General features: G+C 33.9%; 18 protein-coding genes and 1 tRNA gene. 9 read left to right on the top strand and 10 right to left on the bottom strand.

What is annotated here, in order from left to right:
• Positions 1-310 precede the first annotated feature (310 nt).
• Positions 311-1,252, top strand: a complete 942-nt coding sequence (gene trxB, locus AABL87_RS01855; RefSeq protein ID WP_006260773.1) for a thioredoxin-disulfide reductase — start codon at positions 311-313, stop codon at positions 1,250-1,252.
• Between the two features lie 120 nt (positions 1,253-1,372).
• Positions 1,373-2,335 carry an ABC transporter ATP-binding protein gene (locus tag AABL87_RS01860; protein WP_025124638.1) on the top strand — a complete coding sequence of 321 codons (963 nt, stop codon included), beginning with the start codon at positions 1,373-1,375 and terminating at the stop codon, positions 2,333-2,335.
• 85 nt (positions 2,336-2,420) lie between these two features.
• Here the strand turns inward: AABL87_RS01860 and AABL87_RS01865 are convergent, their stop codons facing one another.
• The gene (locus AABL87_RS01865; RefSeq protein WP_081048725.1) at positions 2,421-4,922 is read right to left on the bottom strand and encodes an alpha/beta hydrolase family protein; all 2,502 of its coding nucleotides are present in this window, start codon (positions 4,920-4,922) and stop codon (positions 2,421-2,423) included.
• Between the two features lie 61 nt (positions 4,923-4,983).
• Between AABL87_RS01865 and AABL87_RS01870 the strand changes: the two genes are divergently transcribed.
• The gene (locus tag AABL87_RS01870; protein WP_058699422.1) at positions 4,984-5,991 is read left to right on the top strand and encodes a 3-oxoacyl-ACP synthase III family protein; all 1,008 of its coding nucleotides are present in this window, start codon (positions 4,984-4,986) and stop codon (positions 5,989-5,991) included.
• Between the two features lie 38 nt (positions 5,992-6,029).
• Positions 6,030-6,701: a sterol desaturase family protein gene (locus AABL87_RS01875; protein ID WP_006260777.1), complete on the top strand. Its 672-nt coding sequence runs from the start codon at positions 6,030-6,032 to the stop codon at positions 6,699-6,701.
• Positions 6,702-6,746: 45 nt separating this feature from the next.
• Here AABL87_RS01875 and AABL87_RS01880 read toward each other — a convergent pair whose 3' ends face one another.
• Together AABL87_RS01880 and AABL87_RS01885 are read right to left on the bottom strand one after the other, a co-directional pair.
• Entirely contained in the window at positions 6,747-7,739 is a 993-nt protein-coding gene (locus tag AABL87_RS01880; RefSeq protein WP_006260778.1) for an endonuclease I family protein, read from the bottom strand.
• Between the two features lie 125 nt (positions 7,740-7,864).
• Positions 7,865-7,938: transfer RNA gene (locus tag AABL87_RS01885), tRNA-Met, on the bottom strand.
• 366 nt (positions 7,939-8,304) lie between these two features.
• On the opposite strand from AABL87_RS01885, the gene AABL87_RS01890 reads away from it, so the two are divergent.
• On the top strand, positions 8,305-8,955 hold the full coding sequence (locus AABL87_RS01890) for a DedA family protein (protein WP_029988604.1): 651 nt from the start codon (positions 8,305-8,307) through the stop codon (positions 8,953-8,955).
• 265 nt (positions 8,956-9,220) lie between these two features.
• Here AABL87_RS01890 and AABL87_RS01895 read toward each other — a convergent pair whose 3' ends face one another.
• The 6 genes from AABL87_RS01895 to AABL87_RS01920 all read right to left on the bottom strand — a co-directional run bounded on the left by AABL87_RS01895 (position 9,221) and on the right by AABL87_RS01920 (position 14,489).
• Positions 9,221-10,255, bottom strand: coding sequence for an endonuclease I family protein (locus AABL87_RS01895; protein WP_058699423.1), 1,035 nt, complete (start codon positions 10,253-10,255; stop codon positions 9,221-9,223).
• A gap of 310 nt (positions 10,256-10,565) precedes the next feature.
• Positions 10,566-11,519 carry an endonuclease I family protein gene (locus AABL87_RS01900; RefSeq protein ID WP_326367965.1) on the bottom strand — a complete coding sequence of 318 codons (954 nt, stop codon included), beginning with the start codon at positions 11,517-11,519 and terminating at the stop codon, positions 10,566-10,568.
• Positions 11,520-11,595: 76 nt separating this feature from the next.
• Positions 11,596-12,807 (bottom strand): RsmB/NOP family class I SAM-dependent RNA methyltransferase, encoded by a 1,212-nt coding sequence (locus tag AABL87_RS01905; protein WP_006263112.1) that lies wholly within the window; start codon positions 12,805-12,807, stop codon positions 11,596-11,598.
• Between the two features lie 246 nt (positions 12,808-13,053).
• Positions 13,054-13,485: a hypothetical protein gene (locus AABL87_RS01910; RefSeq protein ID WP_006263113.1), complete on the bottom strand. Its 432-nt coding sequence runs from the start codon at positions 13,483-13,485 to the stop codon at positions 13,054-13,056.
• 4 nt (positions 13,486-13,489) lie between these two features.
• Positions 13,490-13,903: a hypothetical protein gene (locus AABL87_RS01915; RefSeq protein ID WP_025124625.1), complete on the bottom strand. Its 414-nt coding sequence runs from the start codon at positions 13,901-13,903 to the stop codon at positions 13,490-13,492.
• A 43-nt stretch (positions 13,904-13,946) separates the two neighbouring features.
• Positions 13,947-14,489, bottom strand: a complete 543-nt coding sequence (locus AABL87_RS01920; RefSeq protein WP_006256801.1) for an RNA polymerase sigma factor — start codon at positions 14,487-14,489, stop codon at positions 13,947-13,949.
• Between the two features lie 100 nt (positions 14,490-14,589).
• On the opposite strand from AABL87_RS01920, the gene AABL87_RS01925 reads away from it, so the two are divergent.
• On the top strand, positions 14,590-15,246 hold the full coding sequence (locus AABL87_RS01925; RefSeq protein WP_071307253.1) for an HAD family hydrolase: 657 nt from the start codon (positions 14,590-14,592) through the stop codon (positions 15,244-15,246).
• A gap of 139 nt (positions 15,247-15,385) precedes the next feature.
• Complete coding sequence (locus AABL87_RS01930; RefSeq protein ID WP_006256799.1) at positions 15,386-15,901, top strand: hypothetical protein; 516 nt, start codon at positions 15,386-15,388, stop codon at positions 15,899-15,901.
• A gap of 415 nt (positions 15,902-16,316) precedes the next feature.
• On the opposite strand, the gene AABL87_RS01935 is transcribed toward AABL87_RS01930, so the two are convergent.
• On the bottom strand, positions 16,317-17,909 hold the full coding sequence (locus AABL87_RS01935) for a peptide chain release factor 3 (protein WP_006256798.1): 1,593 nt from the start codon (positions 17,907-17,909) through the stop codon (positions 16,317-16,319).
• Positions 17,910-18,299: 390 nt separating this feature from the next.
• Between AABL87_RS01935 and AABL87_RS01940 the strand changes: the two genes are divergently transcribed.
• Complete coding sequence (locus AABL87_RS01940) at positions 18,300-19,169, top strand: hypothetical protein (protein ID WP_006263114.1); 870 nt, start codon at positions 18,300-18,302, stop codon at positions 19,167-19,169.
• Entirely contained in the window at positions 19,156-20,529 is a 1,374-nt protein-coding gene (locus tag AABL87_RS01945; RefSeq protein WP_006263115.1) for a peptidylprolyl isomerase, read from the top strand. Before AABL87_RS01940 ends, AABL87_RS01945 begins: the two co-directional genes overlap by 14 nt.
• Positions 20,530-20,580 lie beyond the last annotated feature (51 nt).

Raw genomic sequence — 20,580 nt, forward strand, 5'->3', positions numbered from 1 at the left:
TTTGTATCTGCAAGGTTTAGGTGTGAAAAATAAATGTTTTTTTGGGTTGTTTTGTGTAAGTGGTTGTTTTAATGTGTGATAAGTATTTTTAAAATGTATTAAAATCACTATATGTTTTGTAAGATTAAGAATTATGTAATGTGTAAAGGAAGAAAAAGATACTTTAGGTGATATAATATGTTTTGATAGGTATAATATTTTGAAGAGAATAGATTATCTGTATTTAAGTATTAATATTTTAAATCATTTTTTATGTAGAGATATGGTTTAAAAAAGTATTTTTGTTTAGAAACAAATAAAAGGAAGAAATATGCCAACTATAGAAAGAGTAAAGTGCTTAATTATCGGATCAGGACCTGCTGGTTATACAGCTGCTATTTATGCTGCACGTGCGAATATGGCACCTGTGCTTTATCAAGGTCTACAACCAGGAGGACAATTAACAACAACAAATGAAGTAGAGAACTTCCCTGGATATCCAGAAGGAGTTACAGGACCTGAAATGATGATGCAATTACAGGCACAAGCACAACGCTTCGGTGCTGATATCCGTGATGGATGGGTAACGAAGGCTGAACTAAAAGGAGATGTAAAGAAAGTATGGGTAAATGAAACGACTGAGATTCATGCTGATACTGTTATTATCTCTACTGGTGCGACAGCAATGTATTTAGGATTACCATCAGAGCAACATTACTTATCATTAGGAGGAGGAGTATCTGCATGTGCAGTTTGTGATGGGTTCTTTTATAGAAATCAAGAAGTAGTAATTGTAGGAGCTGGAGATTCAGCTTGTGAGGAAGCTCATTACTTATCTAAATTATGTAAAAAAGTTACTATGCTAGTGCGTAGTGATAAGTTCCGTTCATCTCGTATTATGGAGGAACGTGTACGTAATACTGAAAACATCGAAATCCTAATGAATACGTCTACAGTAGATGTATTAGGAGATGGTAATGTAGTAACAGGTGTTCGTGTGAAAAATAATATCACTGGTGAAGAGAAAGATATTGAAGCTACAGGTTTCTTCGTGGCTATTGGTCATAAGCCTAATACAGATATCTTTAAAGAAGAACTAGAGATGGATGAGACAGGATATTTAATCACTCAAGGAAAGACTAGTAAAACGAATGTTGAAGGAGTTTTTGCTTGTGGAGATGTACAAGATAAAGATTACAGACAAGCTATTACAGCTGCAGGTTCTGGATGTATTGCAGCATTAGATGCTGAGCGTTATTTAGCTGCTAAGTAATTTGTATTGATTACAGTATATAAGGGAACCCAATAGTGGTTCCCTTTTTTATTATTAAAAGTTAATATTATATAGTGCTTAAAGGGATATTATTATATTTGTTTTTCATAAAAAATAGAAATGCTTTTACTTAAAAATATATCATTTAGTTACTTAGAAGAAAAAACAGTTATTAATAACCTTAGCTTGGTTGTCGAAAAAGGACAGCATGTTGCTCTGTTGGGAGAAAGTGGATGTGGCAAGAGTACTTTATTAAAATTGATTTATGGTTTACAAGATCTAGATCAAGGAGAGATTCACTGGAATAACAAGCAAGTTTTAGGGCCTGCATATCATTTGGTTCCTGGAATAGATGAAATGAGATACCTAGCTCAAGATTTCGATTTAATGCCTTTTACTTCTGTAAAAGAAAATATAGGGAAGTATCTTTCTAACTTTTATATGGAAGAGAAAGAGCACCGTATAAAAGAGCTTTTGACATTAGTAGATTTAGATGACTATGCAGATGTAAAAGTAAAACACTTAAGTGGTGGACAACAACAACGTGTTGCTATAGCTCGTGTACTTGCATTAGAGCCAGAGATTCTACTATTAGATGAACCATTTAGTCATATTGATTATTCGAGAAGAAGTCTGCTTAGACGTAATCTATTTGCTTATTTAAAAGAAAAAGGAATTACGTGTATAGTGGCTACTCATGATAGTATAGATGCATTGAGTTTTGCTGACGAGACTATTGTATTAAAAGATGGTGAGTTAGTGGATATGGGAGAAACGAAGGATGTATATGAGTTCCCATTGAATAAGTATGTTGCATCTTTATTCGGAGAGGTAAATGAATTGTATATCTCGGATTTTACAACTTCTTTTGAAGAGGATGAATTATTGCTAATATATCCTCACCAATTAATGCTTTCAAAACAAAAAGGACAAATAGAAGTAGAGGTACTTGATTCTTATTTTAAAGGAGACGGTTATATGATAAAAACTTTCTTTAATGAGGATAGGGTAGTATTCTTTGACCATCCTTTTGATATCGAAAAAGGAACTAAGATTAAACTAGCATTAAAGAAATTTCAATAATAAAAAAACGCCACTTTAATTAAGTGGCGTTTTTTGTAGTGGATATAAGAAAAAAGCTCAGCAATTTGCTGAGCTTTTAAATATATTATTTTTTGTTTTTTACATTTTTCTCTAAGAATTGATCTTGTTCCCATAATAGGTGGAAGATGTTTTCTTTAGCAGCATATCCATGACTTTCTTTAGGAAGGATAACCATTCTTACAGGTGCTCCTAGTCCTTTTAAAGCTTGGAAGTAACGCTCTGTTTGTAATGTAAATGTTCCAGGGTTATTATCTGCTTCACCGTGTACTAATAACATTGGAGTTTTCATTTTACTAGCATTCATGAATGGAGACATTGTATTGTATACTTCAGGAACTTCCCAATAGTTTCTTTGTTCTGTTTGGAAACCAAATGGAGTTAATGTTCTGTTGTAAGCTCCACTACGTGCAATACCAGCTGCAAATAAGTCTGAATGTGTAAGTAAGTTAGCAGTCATAAATGCTCCATAAGAGTGTCCTCCTACAGCTACTCTCTTTCTATCGATATATCCTAATGCATCTACAGCATCAATAGCTGCTTTACCATTTGCTACTAATTGTTCTACATAAGTATCATTTGGCTCTTCTTTACCTTCTCCTACGATAGGGAATGCAGCATCATCTAATACCGCGTATCCTTTCGTAACCCAGTAGATAAATGATCCATAAGAAGGGAATGTAAACTCATTAGGGTTATGTGTTACTTGTGCAGCACTATTTTTGTCTTTGTACTCAGCAGGGTAAGCCCAGATTAATAGAGGTAATTTCTCCTTCTTAGCTTTAATATCATATCCTGCAGGTAAGTATAAAGTACCAGATAATTCTAAACCATCTTCTCTCTTATATTTAATCACCTCTTTGTGTACTCCGTTTAAAGAACTAAAAGGGTTTTTAAATGAAGTGATCGCTTTTAAGTCATTCTTCTTGTTGATATTTCTGAAGTAGTAGTTAGGATATTCAGTAGCTGATTGAATAGACACTAATACTAGTCCTTTCTTTACATCTTCTATAGATTGAATAGTCTCTTTTTTATCTGTGTAATTAGACTGGTACAATCTTTTTGTTTTTAATGTTTTTAAATCGAACTCATCGATGAAAGGGAATTGTCCTTTAGCTGTATAACCTTTTCCTATTAAGAATAGCTTATTGTTTTCTTTAGCTAGTACATAACGGTCAAATTCATTTCTTTTTAACTCGAATGTACCTGGATCACTGTATACGTCTTGTGAATTTCTGTCTTCTATTTTTACAGGAGCATCATTAAATTTAGATGGATCGATAATGAACGTTCTAGTGTTTCTAGTATCATACCATTGATCACCTACTAAAGCTAAGTTGTCATCACCCCAAGTGATACCACCATAACGTTGAGATAGCTTAACAATAGATTTAGGAGCATCAGTAAATGGAGCATCCCAAGTGAATACTTCGTCTCTGAAAGGTACATCTTTAGCAGGATCACCACCATCTAGAGCTTCTACATAATAAATAGTAGCAGCTTTATCAGCTCTCCATCCCATACTTCTTTTTCCTTCACGTGTAGCCATAAAACCTTTAGGCATAATTTCATTTAAAGGAATATCATTTACTTCTTTTACTAAGTTACCCGCTTTGTCATAAACTACAGTTTTCATAGGAAAACGGTTTAGTGATACTAAGTAAGAGAATGGTTTTTGTAATGTAGTTACCATTAAATATTCTCCATCAGGAGAGAAACTAGAACCAACAAATAAATCTCCTTTTTTGAAAAGTGTTTTATTTCCTTTTAGGTCTATTTTATATAATTCAGACGTAACTAAAGTTTCGAAGTTAGCCTCGTCAGTTTTATTCTTTAATAAATCTTGGTATGTTCTGTTTTGAGAAACAACACCTTCACTTACAGATACGATAGGGCCTGTTGGTAGGTTTTTAGAAGTATCGATTAATGCAGGTCTATTAGCAGGGATTTGGTTAATCAATAAAGATTGGCTATCCTTAAACCAAGTAATAGGGTTACCGATGTTTGCATTTAAATTTGCCTCAGTAAGTTTAGTTGCTTGAGCAGTTTTTACGTCTAAGATCCAAAGTTCCACACCGTTTTCAGCAGTGTTAGTGAATGCTAATTTTGATTGATCAGGAGACCAAGTAATATTAGTAATTCTAGGATTAGCTGGTAATCCTTTTACTTGTATTTCTTGAGTATCTTTTATTTTTCTAACTTTTAGGTTAGTAATATAAGTTACTGTGCTTGAAATATTAGTGTTTACATCGATACGTAAACCAGCAAGTCTCATTTCATTTACATTCAAATCCATTAATGTTTTATATGTACTCCTATAGCTTAGAAGCATATATTCCATTTTGTTGTCCATAGATATAGCAGGTGCTCTTTCGAAGTCAGCTAATTCTAGAATTTCTTGAGATGGCTTTTGATATGTAACATTTTCTTGTGCGTACATAGAACTAATCAAAAATAGGGATAATAAGGTTGTTTTGATGATTCTCATTATGGTTAGTTTTAACGTTAGGTTGGCTAATATAAATGAAATTATTGAGTGTTCTGTTAGTGTATAGCCTTTTTGTGGCAAAAATGTTTAAGTTTTTAGTTATTAGTGTATTTTTGTAGCTCGTAAACCAATTTTTTTAAAAATGTTTAGATCAAAAATAAGCGGATTAGGATATTACGTTCCTGAGAATGTAGTGACCAATGACGACCTGGCAAAGATAATGGACACTAACCATGAATGGATTGTAGAGAGAACAGGTATACATGAAAGAAGACACAAAGCATTAGAAGAAGATACAACTTCTGGAATGGGAGTAAAGGCTGCTCGTATAGCGATGGAAAGAGCAGGAGTAGAGGCTGAGGATATTGACTTTGTCGTATTTGCTACTTTAAGCCCTGATTATTATTTCCCAGGACCAGGGGTAATGTTACAACGTGAATTAGGATTAAATACTGTTGCAGCATTAGATATTCGTGCGCAGTGTTCAGGTTTTATCTATGCTTTGTCTATAGCAGATCAGTATATTAAAACAGGGATGTATAAAAATGTACTTGTCGTAGGGTCAGAAGTACACTCTACAGGTTTAGATATGACCACTAGAGGTAGAGGTGTGTCTGTTATTTTTGGTGATGGAGCTGGAGCAGCAGTATTGACTCGCTCTGAGAATGATGAACAAGGTTTATTATCTACACATATCCACTCACAAGGAGAGCATGCAGAAGAATTAGCTTTGTTAGCACCAGGTATGGGAGGTAGATGGGTAACAGATATCTTAAAAGATAATGATCCAGACGATGTTAGTTACACTCCGCATATGAATGGACAGTTTGTGTTTAAAAATGCAGTAGTTCGTTTTAGTGAGGTGATTAATGAAGGATTAGAAGCAAATGGTCTACAAGTATCAGATATTAATATGCTAATCCCGCATCAAGCTAACTTAAGAATCTCTCAATTTATTCAACAGAAGTTTGGTTTATCAGATGACCAAGTATTTAATAATATCCAAAAATACGGAAACACAACCGCTGCTTCTGTGCCAATAGCTTTAACAGAAGCTTGGGAAGCGGGTAAGATTAAAGAAGGTGATTTAGTTGTATTAGCAGCTTTTGGAAGTGGATTTACTTGGGGAAGTGTTATTATTAAGTGGTAAAAAATAATTATATTAGCTTTAATTAAGTTAATGTAGTTATGAAATTTGATAAAATACACAATAAGGGTCAGGCTAGATTATTTAAGAATCCTTATTTAGAAATGCTTACTAAGGGGCATCCTGCAGTTATTTGGGGGATGTATATACCTGTATTATCATATATAGTATATCTAGGATATGCAGATTATAATTTATCAGTCCAGAATCTTATTCTTCTATTCTTTGGAGGAATGGTATTCTGGACTTTTTTTGAATATCTAGCACACCGCTATATTTTCCATTTAATAAGTGATAAACCGAATGCGCAAAGGTTTGCTTATATTATGCATGGCAATCATCACCATTATCCTCGAGATAGACAGCGATTATTTATGCCTCCTGTACCTAGTATTATATTAGCCTCTGTACTTTTTGGATTACATTATTTGATTATGGGTAGATATACATTTGGTTTTTATCCTGGTTTTATAATAGGGTATTTATTATATGCATCGATGCACTATGCTATTCATGCATTTGCACCACCCTTTAAGTTTATGAAGCCACTATGGCGTAACCATCATTTGCATCACTATAAAGATGAAGAAATGGGCTTCGGTGTAAGTAATACTTTTTGGGATCGAGTATTCGGAACAATGTTCGATTTAGATAAGGAGAAAGAAGATAAAGAGAAGGTAAAAGAACTTATGTTTGAAAAGAAAAATAAATAAAAAAACGACTATCAATCTGATAGTCGTTTTTTTTTGTAAAAAGTATTATTTTTTAGCCCATTTGTTTTCTGATAATTTAAGTTTACCATTATCATTTCCCCAGATTAGATTTGCTAAATAAGGGTTGTCAATAAAAGGATTTCTATTTCCTTGAGAATATTGATTATTTGGGTTACCGTGATAGTCATTACGTTTTATTTCTATTTCAGACACAGGATCTTCTTCATTCCATTTTAAGAATAAGTCAATCATGCCATCTCTTTCACCTTTATTAAAGAATAGGATAGATCCTTCTCCAATAGCTCCTGGATGACATTGCTGTTCATATCGTACGAACATATACATCATCATTCTAGCTACATCACCTTTCCACTCTTCACCAGGAAACCAGTAGTTTCCTCTTTTTCCAGAATTACCTTTACCATCTACAAATTTTAGATTACCTCTAGTATTATTCCACTCACCATTAATAGGACGAAGGTTGTGGACATCTGTTCCTGCGATTAAACCTATTTCTGTATATCCAGGATATTTATCTGTAACTAGTTTTGGATTAGCGAGTGACTTTGCATATACGTGTTCACGTTCCCATAGTTTATCTCTCAAATTAGGATTACTTGTTCCACTTGTATTTCTGCGTTCTTTATCTAAAGATCGTGAATGTACATCTTTATTACTTTCTCCATGAGGCCAACCATATATTAATAAAACATTGTTTGGGTTATCAGGATCTTCATCAGTTATTTTTGAAGCGTTCCATACATCAGGAGTGTACTTTAAGTGTCGATGAGTCTTAGTAACGAGTTTGTTTAAAGATTCTTTTAATTTTAACCCTCTTAAATTTAGATCAATATCTCTATAGTAAGCTATTTCTTCCTTTGTTACTGGAATATAGTTATTCGAATCATAGAGATTGTTGTCTGTGATAGGAGGATTTGGATCTTCAGGAATAGGTTTGTCTATTATAGCATTATCTTCTTTTGAACAAGAGAAAGATAATATGGCAAGACATAGTACTATACTAAATCTTTTAATCATTGGTAATTATGTTTTATTGTTTCTGTTAAAGCAAAATTACTTAATTAAAAAGTGATAATGACGGAAAGTGTCCAAAATAAACCAAATAAAAAAAGGACATCTTTATAAAGATGTCCTTTTACCTGTAGCGAAGACGGGAGTTGAACCCGTGACCTCAGGGTTATGAATCCTGCGCTCTAACCGACTGAGCTACCTCGCCATTTTTGGTCTGCATTACTTCCGTATTGCGAGTGCAAATATAGTAGTATTTATGGGTTCTCCAAACTGTTTTTACGAGTTATTTTTAAAATAAATGACACGATTAGTTTAACCTATTTAGAATGAAAAGTTTACTGAGTAAATATTTTTTTATTTTTTTTGAAATATTTTTATTCTAATCTGTTTTCTATTATAAAACACCTTTTTTAGACAGTAGAATAAGGATAGATGAAGTTTCTTGCACTATTTTTTGGATTTTAAATAAAGTATAGGACTATGTTTTTGTGTAGTTTCTCAAAAGGGTACACATTGTTATAATTTTGTGAAATTTCTTTTAGAAATTGTTTTGATATATATCTTTGAGGGTATGGAACTATTAGATTATCTTTTTCACATTGATAAGTATTTGCACATCTTTATAGAGCAATACGGAACGTGGTTATACGTTATTTTATTTTTAATCATTTTTGTTGAGACGGGCTTAGTGGTCATGCCGTTTTTACCAGGAGACTCACTTCTCTTTGCGACAGGAATGTTAGTGGCTCAGTCAGATGAGCTGAATATAGTATTAACCATTGCGATTCTTCTAGTAGCAGCCATTACTGGAGATTCTTTAAACTATTATCTTGGACGAAAAGTAGGAATGCGTCTAACAGAATTTAAATTGTTCGGTAAACAAGTAGTGAAACAAGAACACTTAGATAAGACACAGTCTTTTTATGAGAAGTATGGAGAGCGCACCATCGTTATTGCTCGATTTGTCCCTATAGTTCGTACGTTAGCTCCTTTCGTAGCAGGGATTGGAAAGATGAGGTATGGAATATTTATGACTTACAATGTAGTAGGAGGAATAGTATGGGTAGTAGGACTTACTCTAGCAGGGTACTTCTTGGGTAATATACCTCTTGTAAAAGATAATTTCTCTAAAATTGTACTTCTGATTATCGTAGTGTCTGTATTACCTATTGTGTATGAGTTTATAAAGGCTAAAGTACAAAGCAAAAAAGCGATTGAATAGCATATTAATTTAAATAATAAACGATAGAACCAATGTGATAAGCATTGGTTTTTTTATGTCTTTATCCAAAAAATATGTGAAGGTGATGTAAAAAAAACAATATGAGATAGTCTATATTAAGACTTAAGTATACTATAGCTTTAGAGCTAATGAAATTGAATTGCTTTATAATACTAAGTTAATGAGATAGAGTAGACGCTAGATATAATAAAAAAAGCTAGAAATCATGTACTGACTTCTAGCTTTTACTTATAATAGGTTTTTGCTATTTACTCCAATTGTTTTCTGCCTTAGGACCACCCCAGATACGAGTAGCTAATTCAGGATTGTCAATGAATGGGTTACGGTTACCTTGAGAATATTTATAGTTTGGATTATTCGGGTTACCATGGTATTCATTACGTCTTCTCTCTATTTCATCTACAGGATCTTCTGCATTCCATTTTAAGAATAAGTCAATCATTTCATCGCTTAATACACCAGCTTTAGCATCTATAGGCATTCCTACTTTAGTAGCTTTAGTATATCCTCCTCTATTTTCGTTTTCATAGCGGATATGCATATACATCATCATACGAGCTATATCACCTTTCCAGTCGTCACCAGGGAAATAGTATTCTTTACCTACTGTTTTTGAATTTCCTTTACCATCTACGAATTTTCTATTGCTTCTAGATGAGTTCGTAGATCTATTGATTGCACGTAAATGGTGTGCATCATGTCCTGCGATATCTTCTATTGCAGTTGGTTTATCATCAGAATATGTAGTTGTTAAGGCTTTTTGATTTTTAGCTTTATCTACAGCTAATGCTTTAGCGAATACGTGTTCTCTTTCCCATTTAGAAGTAACTGGCATTGAGGGATTAGTACCATTATTCTTATGTTCTTTTGGGACAGATCTCATTTTAGTGATATCACCCTTAGCATCTTTATCAGGCCAGCTATAAATCTGAAGAACATTATCCGTGTTATTAGGATCTTGATCAGTAAATTCTGTAGCTTCCCAGATACCAGGTGTATAGCTCTGTGGGATATGTGTATCTTTTACTAGTTTTGCTAACTGTTGTTTTAGTTGTGTTCCTTCTTTAGTGAAGTCTAGCTTACTGTAATACTGTTGGTATTGAGCAGGGATGATGTAATCTCCAGAATTAGGAGTGATATTTCCTCCTTCGTCAGGTTTTTCTTCTCCACCGTTACCTGGTTTTTCTGTAGACTCAGTAGGTTCGGTAATAATAGGATCTTTCGTACAAGAAGTAGCGAAGACGGCTAATCCTGCTAACACAAGTAATGTTTTTTTCATGTTTGGTAAGTGATTTATTATTCTGTTTTTTACAATAGAATGAATAATTATTGCGCTATTCTATTAGCTTGCAAGTTACTTATTCTATTCTCTAAGTTTAGTGGATATAGAGGGTTTGTGAATATTCTTGTATATACGCAAAAATAGGAGGTATGATACTGTTATTTATTGACAGAGTGAGAGAAATTTTAGTTTTTTAGGTCTTTTAGTATTAATTACTGAGGCCTTTTTAAGGGGATAAGGGAGAGATAAGACCAAAAAAAAGGACAATCCGTCAGATTGTCCTTATAGTATATCTAAAATTGTAAAGTTATTCTTTTGTCCAGTTGTTTTTTGCTTCTGGACCACCCCAGATTTGAGTAGCTAGATAAGGGTTGTCTATAAAGGGATTTCTGTTTCCCTGAGCATATTTGTTCTTTGTGTTAGCATGATACTCATTTCTGTATCTCTCGATTTCAGAAACAGGGTCTTCAGCATTCCATTCTAGTAATAGATTAATCATATTTGGATCTATCTTATTAGTAGTACCAATTACCACACCAGCATTTCTTCCATTATTTCCTTTAGGAGTATACTTAGGGATGCATCTATTCTCATAACGGATATACATATACATCATCATACGCGCCACATCTCCTTTCCACTCATCGCCAGGATACCAATAATTTCCTACTAGTTTAGAAGTACCACTACCTTGTACGAATGGTTTATTTCCTCTAATACTATTCCATTTGACATCTGCAGCTCTTAGATGATGTGCATCTGCCCCAGGACCAGCTTCATTTAGATTAGGGGTGCCTAGAGATTTAGCATAAGTGTGTTCTCTATTCCATTGTCCTTGACCACCACCATTACTCTGTTTACCTCTAGTATATGCTGTGGTACCTGTGCGTACTCCTTTATGACCATATAATAGATATACTTCATTACCTTCAGGCGTTAGGTCAGTTGCTTTGGTAGCTTCCCATATTTCTTTATAACTTAATTCCCTTACGTGTTTACGAGTACTTAGTTCTGTTAGCTCTTGTTTTAGCGTTAGACCTGTTTTAGTGAAATCTACTCCTTGGTAATAATCTTGTTCAGACGTAGGAATAGAGAAAACACCAGTGGTAGTAGCCTTACTGGTTTCAGTGGCTTTTGTATCAGAAGTAGGTGCTTCTCCCGTGGAATAAATAGGAGTAAAGTTTGTATTACTCTTTTTATCACATGCACCTAGCGTAAGTACTAAAAGAAATATTGAGGCTATAAGGAAGTTGGTTTTCATATGTCAGAAATATCAAAAGGAGTATATAAGTAAAAAGCCTGTTTTAAGGTAAAACAGGCTTTTGTTATCGGTAGGTTTATTTTTTCTCTAATAAAGCCATGTAGAATCCGTCAAAACCAGATTCACTAGATAGAATTTTATGATCTTCGATCAGTTTAAAATCTTTACCAGCATCTGATTTTAAGAACTTTTCTATCTGTAGTTCATTTTCAGAAGGAAGGATAGAGCAGGTAGCATATACCATCTTACCACCAGCTTTAAGTATTTTAGAATAATCTTGTAATACTTGCTCTTGTACTTGCTTAATTTCTTCTACGAACTCAGGTCTAAGCTTCCACTTGCTATCAGGGTTTCTTTTTAATACTCCTAATCCACTACATGGTGCATCGATTAATAGACGATCAGCCTTGTCATGTAGTTTTTTAATGGTTTTAGTACCTTCTATGATTCTGTACTCGATATTAAAAGCTCCGTTTCGTTTCGCTCTGATTTTTAATTGCTTTTGTTTGCTCTCATAGATATCCATTGCTATGATTTGCCCTTTATTCTCCATAAGAGAAGCCAAATGAAGTGTCTTACCACCCGCACCTGCGCATGTATCTACTACACGCATTCCAGGTTTTACATCTAACAATCTAGCTACTAACTGTGAAGAAGCATCTTGTACTTCGAACAATCCTTCTTTAAAAGCATCTGTCATAAATACATTCGCTCTTTCTTTAAGGATTAATGCATCAGGATATTCTTCTGGTAGGATAGTCTCTATATCTAGATCCATCAGAATACCATATAATTTTTGTCTAGTTGTTTTTAAAGTATTCACACGTAAGATCACGCTAGCCTGTTTATTCTGAGCAGCAAGTTCTTTCGTCCATTTTTCTTCACCTAATTCTTTCACACCTAATTCATCCATCCAGTCAGGAATAGATTCTCTGAATTTACGTGTTTTGTTTAATTCGTCGAATCTACCTTTAATACGTCTTGCAGGTGTGTTTTCGAAGTATTTCCAGTCCGGTAATGTATAACCTCTAAGTACAGCCCAAACAGCGAATATTCTCCAAGCGTCATCTCTGTTTATAGGGTCTTTTACTTCTGCTATTTCAGCATATAGTCTTCTCCATCTTACGATTTCATAGATAGTCTCAGCTACGAATTTTCTATCAGCGCTTCCCCAGCGTTTATCTTTTTTCAAGGCTCTAGCTACCATTTTATCTGCATACTCACCATCGTTGAATATAGCTAAAATAGAGTCTATAACTGTAAATACAAGGTTTCTGTGTAATCTCATTATTATATTATATATAAAATAGCCCACAAATATACGTTGATTTGTGGGCTTTATAGGTATGGATTAATATTATTTTAAGTTAAACCCAAATTACGCATTAGCCAAATACTACAAAGCAATTCTACTTCATAGTTCTTTCATTAGCTCTCAAACCATACTATAGTATGCTTTAATCACTAATTCAGACCTATTTTGTATAATTACTTTTCGTTTATATGTCTATTGCATAATTCGGGTTAAATAGAATTACTTCTTGTCTTTATACTTTTTGAGGAGTTGACGGTTAAAGTCGTCTTCTGCCTTTTTTAGAACAAGAATTTTCTTTTCACCTATGATCTTTTTAACATCTTCTACAAACTTGATTCGAGCAGAAGAATAAGATTCTTCGAAGTCTATTAGTTCCTGTACTTTTTTATTCGCTTCTTTATCACTTAGCTTGTTTAAGTCTTGTATATCTGCGTTTTTGATGTATTTAAATACATTAGTGTGTCGTAGTTCTGACATCTTCTTATCATAAGCGATGTAGATTGGTAAGAACTTTTCGGCTTGTTCGCTACTCAAGTTTAATTCGGCTGTAATATGAGCAACTTTTAATGATCTAATCTGATCATGTTTGTCTTGTGCATAAGTAGTTACACTAAACATAAGCACCATTAAAATACTTAATAATTGTTTCATTGTATTATTCATTTAAGTAATACTCGATATCAATATGTGATAACACATAATGATCTATTTGGGATTGTTTTATTTCTATATTGTCTTTTAGGTCGTTGAAGTCCTGTTCATCTAATGCATTGATAATGTCATTGTTTAAAGAGAAGCTTTGATTGTATTCTAAGTAACTCTCTATACTATCTTTATTTAAAGTATTAGAATCTGGAGTAAAGAAGAACGTAATACCAAACAGCAATGCAATAGCCGCTGCTGCAGTGGTCCAAATATAACGGTTTTTATACAGAGGTACTACCTTAGGAGTAGGAGTGATAGAAGAGTCAATATTAGCTAATACTCTATGCTCTAGATTAGCAAAGTAGTCTTCAGGTACTTTAAAAGTGCCTTTAGGATCTTTCGTATTTAAATATTTATTGTCCATATTCTTCTCCTTTATTAGTTAGACGATTAAAAAGTACAAAGGTTTAATTTGACTCTATAAAAAGTTCTATTTTCTTTACTGCGTGGTGATAAGAAGCTTTTAGTGCTCCTACACTAGTCTCTAAAATTTCTGATATAGTCTGGTAGTCTAGATCTTCATAGTATTTCATCTTGAAGACGAGTTGTTGTTTTTGAGGTAATGACGCTATTGCCTTTTGTAATATGAGTTCTGCTTCATCCCCATCGAATAGACTGTCTGCTTCTAGTTGATTGACTAGATACTCATTTAGCTCATCATCTTCTAGTTGCATTTTTCTACTTTTTGACTTTAGAAAATCTAGTGCTTGATTAGTCGCTATTCTATACATCCATGAGAACAATTGACTATTCCCCTTGAAGGTGTCTATGTTTTGGTAGATTTTTATAAATACTTCTTGTAGCACATCATCAGTATCATCGTGATTCAACACGATAGTACGGATATGCATATATAAGCGCTGCTGATAGAGGCTTAGTAATTCACGAAATGCTTCATGCTTTGTGTCGTTATTTTGTAATCGATGTAAGAGTGAAATTTCGTCAGACAAGAGTTTTGATATTTTATAGTTTGTTTTTGGATGAGAGAAGTAAATGTAGATAAATAAAGTCAGTATATTGATATAAAGGATTATTTTTGTCAGAAAAAAAATGATCAAGACGGTTATATTTGATATGGACGGGGTGATTGTAGATACTGAGCCGGTACACCGTTATGCATATCACAGTCACTTTAAAGAATTGGGAATAGAAGTTTCAGAGCACGTATATAATTCCTTTACAGGGCACTCTACTAAGAATACGTATGAGCGCATAAAAGAAATATATGGTGTAGAAGGTAATATTCCGGACATGGTATTGAGAAAAAGAGCGTTGTTCAACGAATCTTTTGATACCAAGCCTGATCTAGAACTAATAGATGGTGTACGAGACTTGATAGAAGGATTACATGCTAAAGGGATAGAGCTTATCGTAGGATCATCAGCATCTAAGAGTACGATAGACAGAGTGTTTACTCGTTTTGGGCTGTATCCGTTCTTTACACATATCGTAAGTGGAGAGGATCTTCCTAAGTCTAAGCCAGACCCAGCGATATTCTTAAAGGCAGCTTCACTAGCGAAGTATAGTGATAAAGAGGACTGCATCGTGATAGAAGATAGTACTAATGGTATCAAGGCAGCTAATGCAGCAGGCATTAAGGTGATAGGATATAAGAGTGCTAACTCTAAACAACAAGACTATACAGGGGCTAACTATATCGTACACGATTTTACGGCAATAGATGCAGACTATGTCATCCAGCTCTAAGGTAGAGTAGGTAAAAAGACAATAAGAGAAAATATAATGATTTAGGAATGTAAAGGCGTTTAATTTGACTTTCTTTTATTTTTATAATGGATAGAAATTATTAACTTTGCGTTCTTTATAATAAAAGCTTATTAAGTAGATGTTTCATAGATATATTAAATTAGGTATCGCTGCGGTATTATTCGCAGTATCAGTTTGGCAATTCGTAGAAGGTAATATTGGTAACGGTATTTTCTTATTGTTCCTTATTTCATTAGTAATATTACTTTACTATAAAAATGAGTTTATCTTATTAGCTTTCTTGAAATTGAGAAAACAAGATTTTGACGGTGCCCAAAAATGGTTGAATAAAATCAAAAATCCAGAGACAGCATTAGTGCGTAAGCAGAATGGATATTATAACTACTTAATGGGAATCATGACTTCTCAGACTAACTTAAATGCTTCAGAGAAGTATATGAAGAAGGCTGTAGAACTTGGATTAAACATGGATCAAGACTTAGCAATGGCTAAACTTCAGTTAGCAGGTATCGCGATGACGAAGAGACGTAAGCTAGAAGCTACTAAACTTCTAGGAGAAGCGCAGAAGCTTGATAAACAAGGGATGTTAAAAGACCAAATCAAAATGATGAAAGAACAAATGAAGAGATTCTAATCTTAGACTTTGTTAAAGATATAGAAAGCTACACTTCGGTGTAGCTTTTTTTGTATCTACTAGTTAGGTTCTTTTAGTTTTAGTTGTCTTGAGTCCGTAGTGAGTCCGTTATGAGTCCGTATTGACTCCGTTATTTTAGGTAAATAAACGGAGTGACTATAGATTTAAACTAGATTGAGTATGTATTTGTTTCGATAGAGAGTGAGATGAGTGTAATAGCAGGGTGCAGGGTAAGAGGATAGTCATGTGTATGTATATCGATCGGAAATTTTTAAAAGTTGAGGAGTTACTTGTATGAAGAATATGATGTAGTTGCCACTTGGTTGTGGTATTCTCTTACCTAAGAGAAGATTGAATCATAAAAAAATCGCTTAAGATTATCTCTTAAGCGATTTTATATTTTATAGTATATTGACTATTTAATTTCTTCTGATGTGAATGCTAGCTTCACAGTAGGGAATTTACTTTGTGTCATTTGGATAGAGAATTCACTATCCGCTAAGAATACTAGTTGCCCTGATTTATCAAAAGCTAGGAACTTCTGTTTTATACGTTTGAATTCTTTGAACTCTTCGTTTTTAGGATCTTCTGGACGTACCCAACATGCTTTATAAGCAGGGAAGTTCTCATACGTACATTTAGCTCCGTATTCGTGCTCTAAACGGTATTGGATAACCTCGTACTGAAGTGCTCCCACAGTACCGATTACTTTACGACCATTCATCTCTAGGGTGAATAACTGTGCTACCCCTTCATCCATTAACTGATCGATACCTTTCTCTAATTGTTTAGATTTAAGTGGGTCAGCGTTGTTGATATAACGGAAGTGCTCCGGTGAGAAACTAGGAATACCTGTGAACTGCATGATTTCTCCTTCAGTCAATGTGTCTCCGATCTTAAAGTTACCAGTATCGTGTAACCCTACGATATCTCCAGCATAAGATACATCTACGATTTCTTTTTTCTCAGCGAAGAAAGCATTCGGGCTAGAGAACTTAAGCTTCTTACCTTGTCTTACGTGTAAGTAAGGAGTATTTCTCTCAAATGTACCAGATACAATTTTGATGAATGCTAGACGGTCTCTGTGTTTAGGGTCCATATTAGCATGGATCTTAAATACAAATCCTGAGAATGTATTTTCTTTAGGCTCTACTACTCTTGTACTAGATTCTTTAGCACGAGGAGAAGGAGCGATTTGGATAAAACAATCTAATAGTTCACGTACCCCGAAGTTGTTTAACGCAGAACCGAAGAATACAGGTTGTAGGTTACCACTGATATACTCTTCTCTGTCAAACTCTGGGTAAATACCTTCTATGATTTCTAATTCATCACGTAGGTTATTAGCAGATTTCTCACCTACTAATTTGTCTAGTTCAGGAGATGCTAGGTCAGATACATTGATTGTTTCTTCAATGTTCTTACGGCTATCTTCACTGAATAAGTTGATATTCTTTTCCCAAATATTATAGATACCTTTAAAGTCGTACCCCATTCCGATAGGGAAACTTAAAGGAGTTACTTTTAGTTGAAGTTTTTGTTCTACTTCATCCATTAGTTCAAAAGCATCACGTCCTTCACGGTCAAGTTTGTTGATGAATACGATCATTGGTATATTACGCATTCTACATACTTCTACAAGCTTCTCAGTCTGTTCCTCAACCCCTTTCGCAACGTCAATTACTACGATAACACTGTCTACTGCAGTCAGTGTTCTGAACGTATCTTCAGCGAAATCCTTGTGACCAGGTGTATCTAGAATATTAATCTTTTTGTCTTTATAATTAAATGCAAGAACCGAAGTTGCAACAGAAATACCACGTTGGCGTTCAATCTCCATAAAATCGGAAGTAGCTCCTTTTTTAATCTTGTTGTTTTTTACTGCACCAGCTTCTTGAATAGCTCCACCAAAAAGTAGTAACTTTTCAGTTAATGTTGTCTTACCAGCATCAGGGTGAGCAATTACACCAAATGTACGTCTACGATCTATTTCCTTTAAAAAACTCATTATTAAAAATTTTAAGGTACAAAAGTACTTATATTTTGCGGAATTAAAAGTTGTTTTTTGGAGAATGATGTATACATTTAGTCGCTATTTCATACTCAGATAGATTGATGTAATGGGATAGCGATGGTTAGAGTAGATAGTAGAACTCACGTTGATAGTATAAAAAAGCAATATTTAGAAAGGAAAGGAGTTATCCTTTATGTAAAATAATTACATAATTATTATCAATACTTCGTTAACTAGTGTAGGTACTTTAGTAAAGATTTGTATTATTGTGTGTTGGAATTTAGAAGGAGTGGGGTAGAATTAGAAAGTAACTTATTTTTGGTTATAAAACTTTGTTTTAAAATAAGTATTTTTGGGAATTAGTTTCATAAATAGAAATAGTGTATGAATAAATATCGCTTAGTAGGAACCTTGTTTTTGAGTATGTTATGTGGTGCTATGGTGGTATCTTGTGATAAGCTTGGTAGCACTGGGTCTAAGGAGAATGCTGTAGCAAGGGTAAATGATACTTATCTAGACAGAGATGAGGTACATGGTATCGTTCCTTCTAGTGCTGATAAGCAGGATAGTCTAGCTATCGTGACTCGGTTTATAGATAAGTGGGCTACTAAAAAATTATTGATAGAAGCTGCGGAGTTTAATCTATCTAGTGATAAGAAAGAAGAAATAGATAAATTAGTCGATCAATTTAAAAGTGATTTGCTAATAAAGGATTATCTAGAAAAACTAGTACAGAAGAGTATAGATACAATTATTCAAGAGAAAGACTTGAGAGTGTATTATGATAAGTATAAGAGTAATTTCCTTGTAGAAGATATGCTAGTGAGAATGTCTTATGCTAATGTCTTAAAGGATAATAGTAATTATAGTACAATCAGAAAGTACTTTAGTTCGTCTCGAAAAGAAGATCATGAGAAGTTAGATGGAATGTCTCTGCACATGAAATCGTATGCTCTAAATGACTCTATATGGGTGGATGTGAAGCAGATATATGAGAAGCTTCCTTTCTTAAATAATAACAACAAAGATAATTACTTAAAAAACAATGCCTTTTTTGAGGTAGAAGAAGAAAATAGTACTTATTTTGTAAAAGTGAATACGGTATTATCTAGAGGAAGTGTAATTCCTTTTAGTTATTTAAAGAAATCACTAAAGATGATGGTCATTAATGATCGTAAAATGGAATTACTAAAACAATACGAAGAAGATATATTAAAGGATGCTAAAAAAAATAAAAGGTATGAAGTTTTTTAATAAGAAGGTAATGGTAGCTTTAGGGCTAGCTCTTTCTTTTGTAGGATTTGCGCAAGGGCAGACTAAACAGGGTAGAAAAATAGATGGAGTAGTAGGAGTAGTAGGAGATTACATTATCTTAGAATCAGAAATTGATAAAACGTTGATAGAGCTTAAAGCACAACGTATCCCTACAGGTGATTTATCAAGATGTGATTTGTTTGAAAAACTATTGGAAGACAAATTATTTGCTCACCAGGCTGTACAAGACAGTTTAGAGGTGACAGATGCTGAGGTGACTACTTTTATGAACGAACAGATCAACCGTATGGTGGAAGATGTAGGTTCTATAGATAAGATTATCCAGTTCTATAATAAAAAGAACGAAGAGGAACTACGTGAGGCATTATTCGAAATCGTAAAACAAAATAAACTGACGCAGAATATGCAACAGCATATCGTGGAGAAGGTAACTATTACTCCAGAAGAAGTGCGTCAGTTCTTTAACGAGATTCCTAAAGATCAGTTACCAACTGTAGGGGATGAGGTAGAGATAGCTGAGATTGTGATTAAACCAGAGATTTCTAAAGAGCAAAAGCAAAAAGTAATCGATCGTCTGAATGAGATGAAGAAAGACGTATTAGAGAATGGTGCTAGTTTCTTTAGTAAAGCGGTACTATTCACAGATGATAGAGGGTCTGCTAGTAATGGAGGATTCTATTCTATCACTAAAAAGTCTCCTTTCGTAAAAGAGTTTAAAGAGGTAGCATTCAACATGGCAGAGGGAGAGATCTCTGAACCATTCGAGTCAGAATACGGATATCATATCATATACTTAGAGAAGATACGTGGACAACACTTAGATCTAAGACATATCTTATTAAAACCAAAACCAACTGATGCTGCATTAGAAGAAGCTAAGAAAAGGGCAGAGAATATCCGTACGAAGATTGCTAATAAGGAGATTACATTCGCAGCTGCTGCAGCGAGTGAGTCAGATGATAAGGATACAAAACAAAATGGTGGTATTATGAAAGATCCTAGATCATTAGACCCACGTTTTGAATTGAATAATATGGAAGATAGAGAACTATATTTCTTAGTGTCTAATCTAAAAGAAGGCGAAGTATCTCAAGTGGCATTAAAGAACGATATGCAAAAACAAGAGAAATACTATCGTATAGTAACAATCAATAAGAAATATGCTGAGCATAAAATTGACTTTGCAGAGGATTATACGAAGGTTAGAAATATGGCTTTAAATAAAAAACAAGCTGAAGAAGTGAATAAATGGGTTTCTCGTAAGGTAAATGACGCTTATATTAACATTCAGGGGGAATTTCGTAATTGTACATTCCGTAATAATTGGCTTAAAAAATAAGAATATAATAATCTGAAGGAATGAAAACGACATTTTAGCAATAGGCTAGAA

Source organism: Myroides sp. C4067, assembly GCF_038039665.1.
Taxonomy (GTDB): domain Bacteria; phylum Bacteroidota; class Bacteroidia; order Flavobacteriales; family Flavobacteriaceae; genus Flavobacterium; species Flavobacterium odoratimimum.

Coding starts and splice junctions, on each gene's coding strand:
- AABL87_RS01940 (WP_006263114.1), top strand. CDS start 18,300: ATGAATAAATATCGCTTAGTAGGAACCTTGTTTTTGAGTATGTTATGT.
- AABL87_RS01890 (WP_029988604.1), top strand. CDS start 8,305: ATGGAACTATTAGATTATCTTTTTCACATTGATAAGTATTTGCACATC.
- trxB (WP_006260773.1), top strand. CDS start 311: ATGCCAACTATAGAAAGAGTAAAGTGCTTAATTATCGGATCAGGACCT.
- AABL87_RS01910 (WP_006263113.1), bottom strand. CDS start 13,485: ATGAAACAATTATTAAGTATTTTAATGGTGCTTATGTTTAGTGTAACT.
- AABL87_RS01925 (WP_071307253.1), top strand. CDS start 14,590: ATGATCAAGACGGTTATATTTGATATGGACGGGGTGATTGTAGATACT.
- AABL87_RS01930 (WP_006256799.1), top strand. CDS start 15,386: ATGTTTCATAGATATATTAAATTAGGTATCGCTGCGGTATTATTCGCA.
- AABL87_RS01935 (WP_006256798.1), bottom strand. CDS start 17,909: ATGAGTTTTTTAAAGGAAATAGATCGTAGACGTACATTTGGTGTAATT.
- AABL87_RS01945 (WP_006263115.1), top strand. CDS start 19,156: ATGAAGTTTTTTAATAAGAAGGTAATGGTAGCTTTAGGGCTAGCTCTT.
- AABL87_RS01905 (WP_006263112.1), bottom strand. CDS start 12,807: ATGAGATTACACAGAAACCTTGTATTTACAGTTATAGACTCTATTTTA.
- AABL87_RS01875 (WP_006260777.1), top strand. CDS start 6,030: ATGAAATTTGATAAAATACACAATAAGGGTCAGGCTAGATTATTTAAG.
- AABL87_RS01860 (WP_025124638.1), top strand. CDS start 1,373: ATGCTTTTACTTAAAAATATATCATTTAGTTACTTAGAAGAAAAAACA.
- AABL87_RS01895 (WP_058699423.1), bottom strand. CDS start 10,255: ATGAAAAAAACATTACTTGTGTTAGCAGGATTAGCCGTCTTCGCTACT.
- AABL87_RS01870 (WP_058699422.1), top strand. CDS start 4,984: ATGTTTAGATCAAAAATAAGCGGATTAGGATATTACGTTCCTGAGAAT.
- AABL87_RS01900 (WP_326367965.1), bottom strand. CDS start 11,519: ATGAAAACCAACTTCCTTATAGCCTCAATATTTCTTTTAGTACTTACG.
- AABL87_RS01915 (WP_025124625.1), bottom strand. CDS start 13,903: ATGGACAATAAATATTTAAATACGAAAGATCCTAAAGGCACTTTTAAA.
- AABL87_RS01880 (WP_006260778.1), bottom strand. CDS start 7,739: ATGATTAAAAGATTTAGTATAGTACTATGTCTTGCCATATTATCTTTC.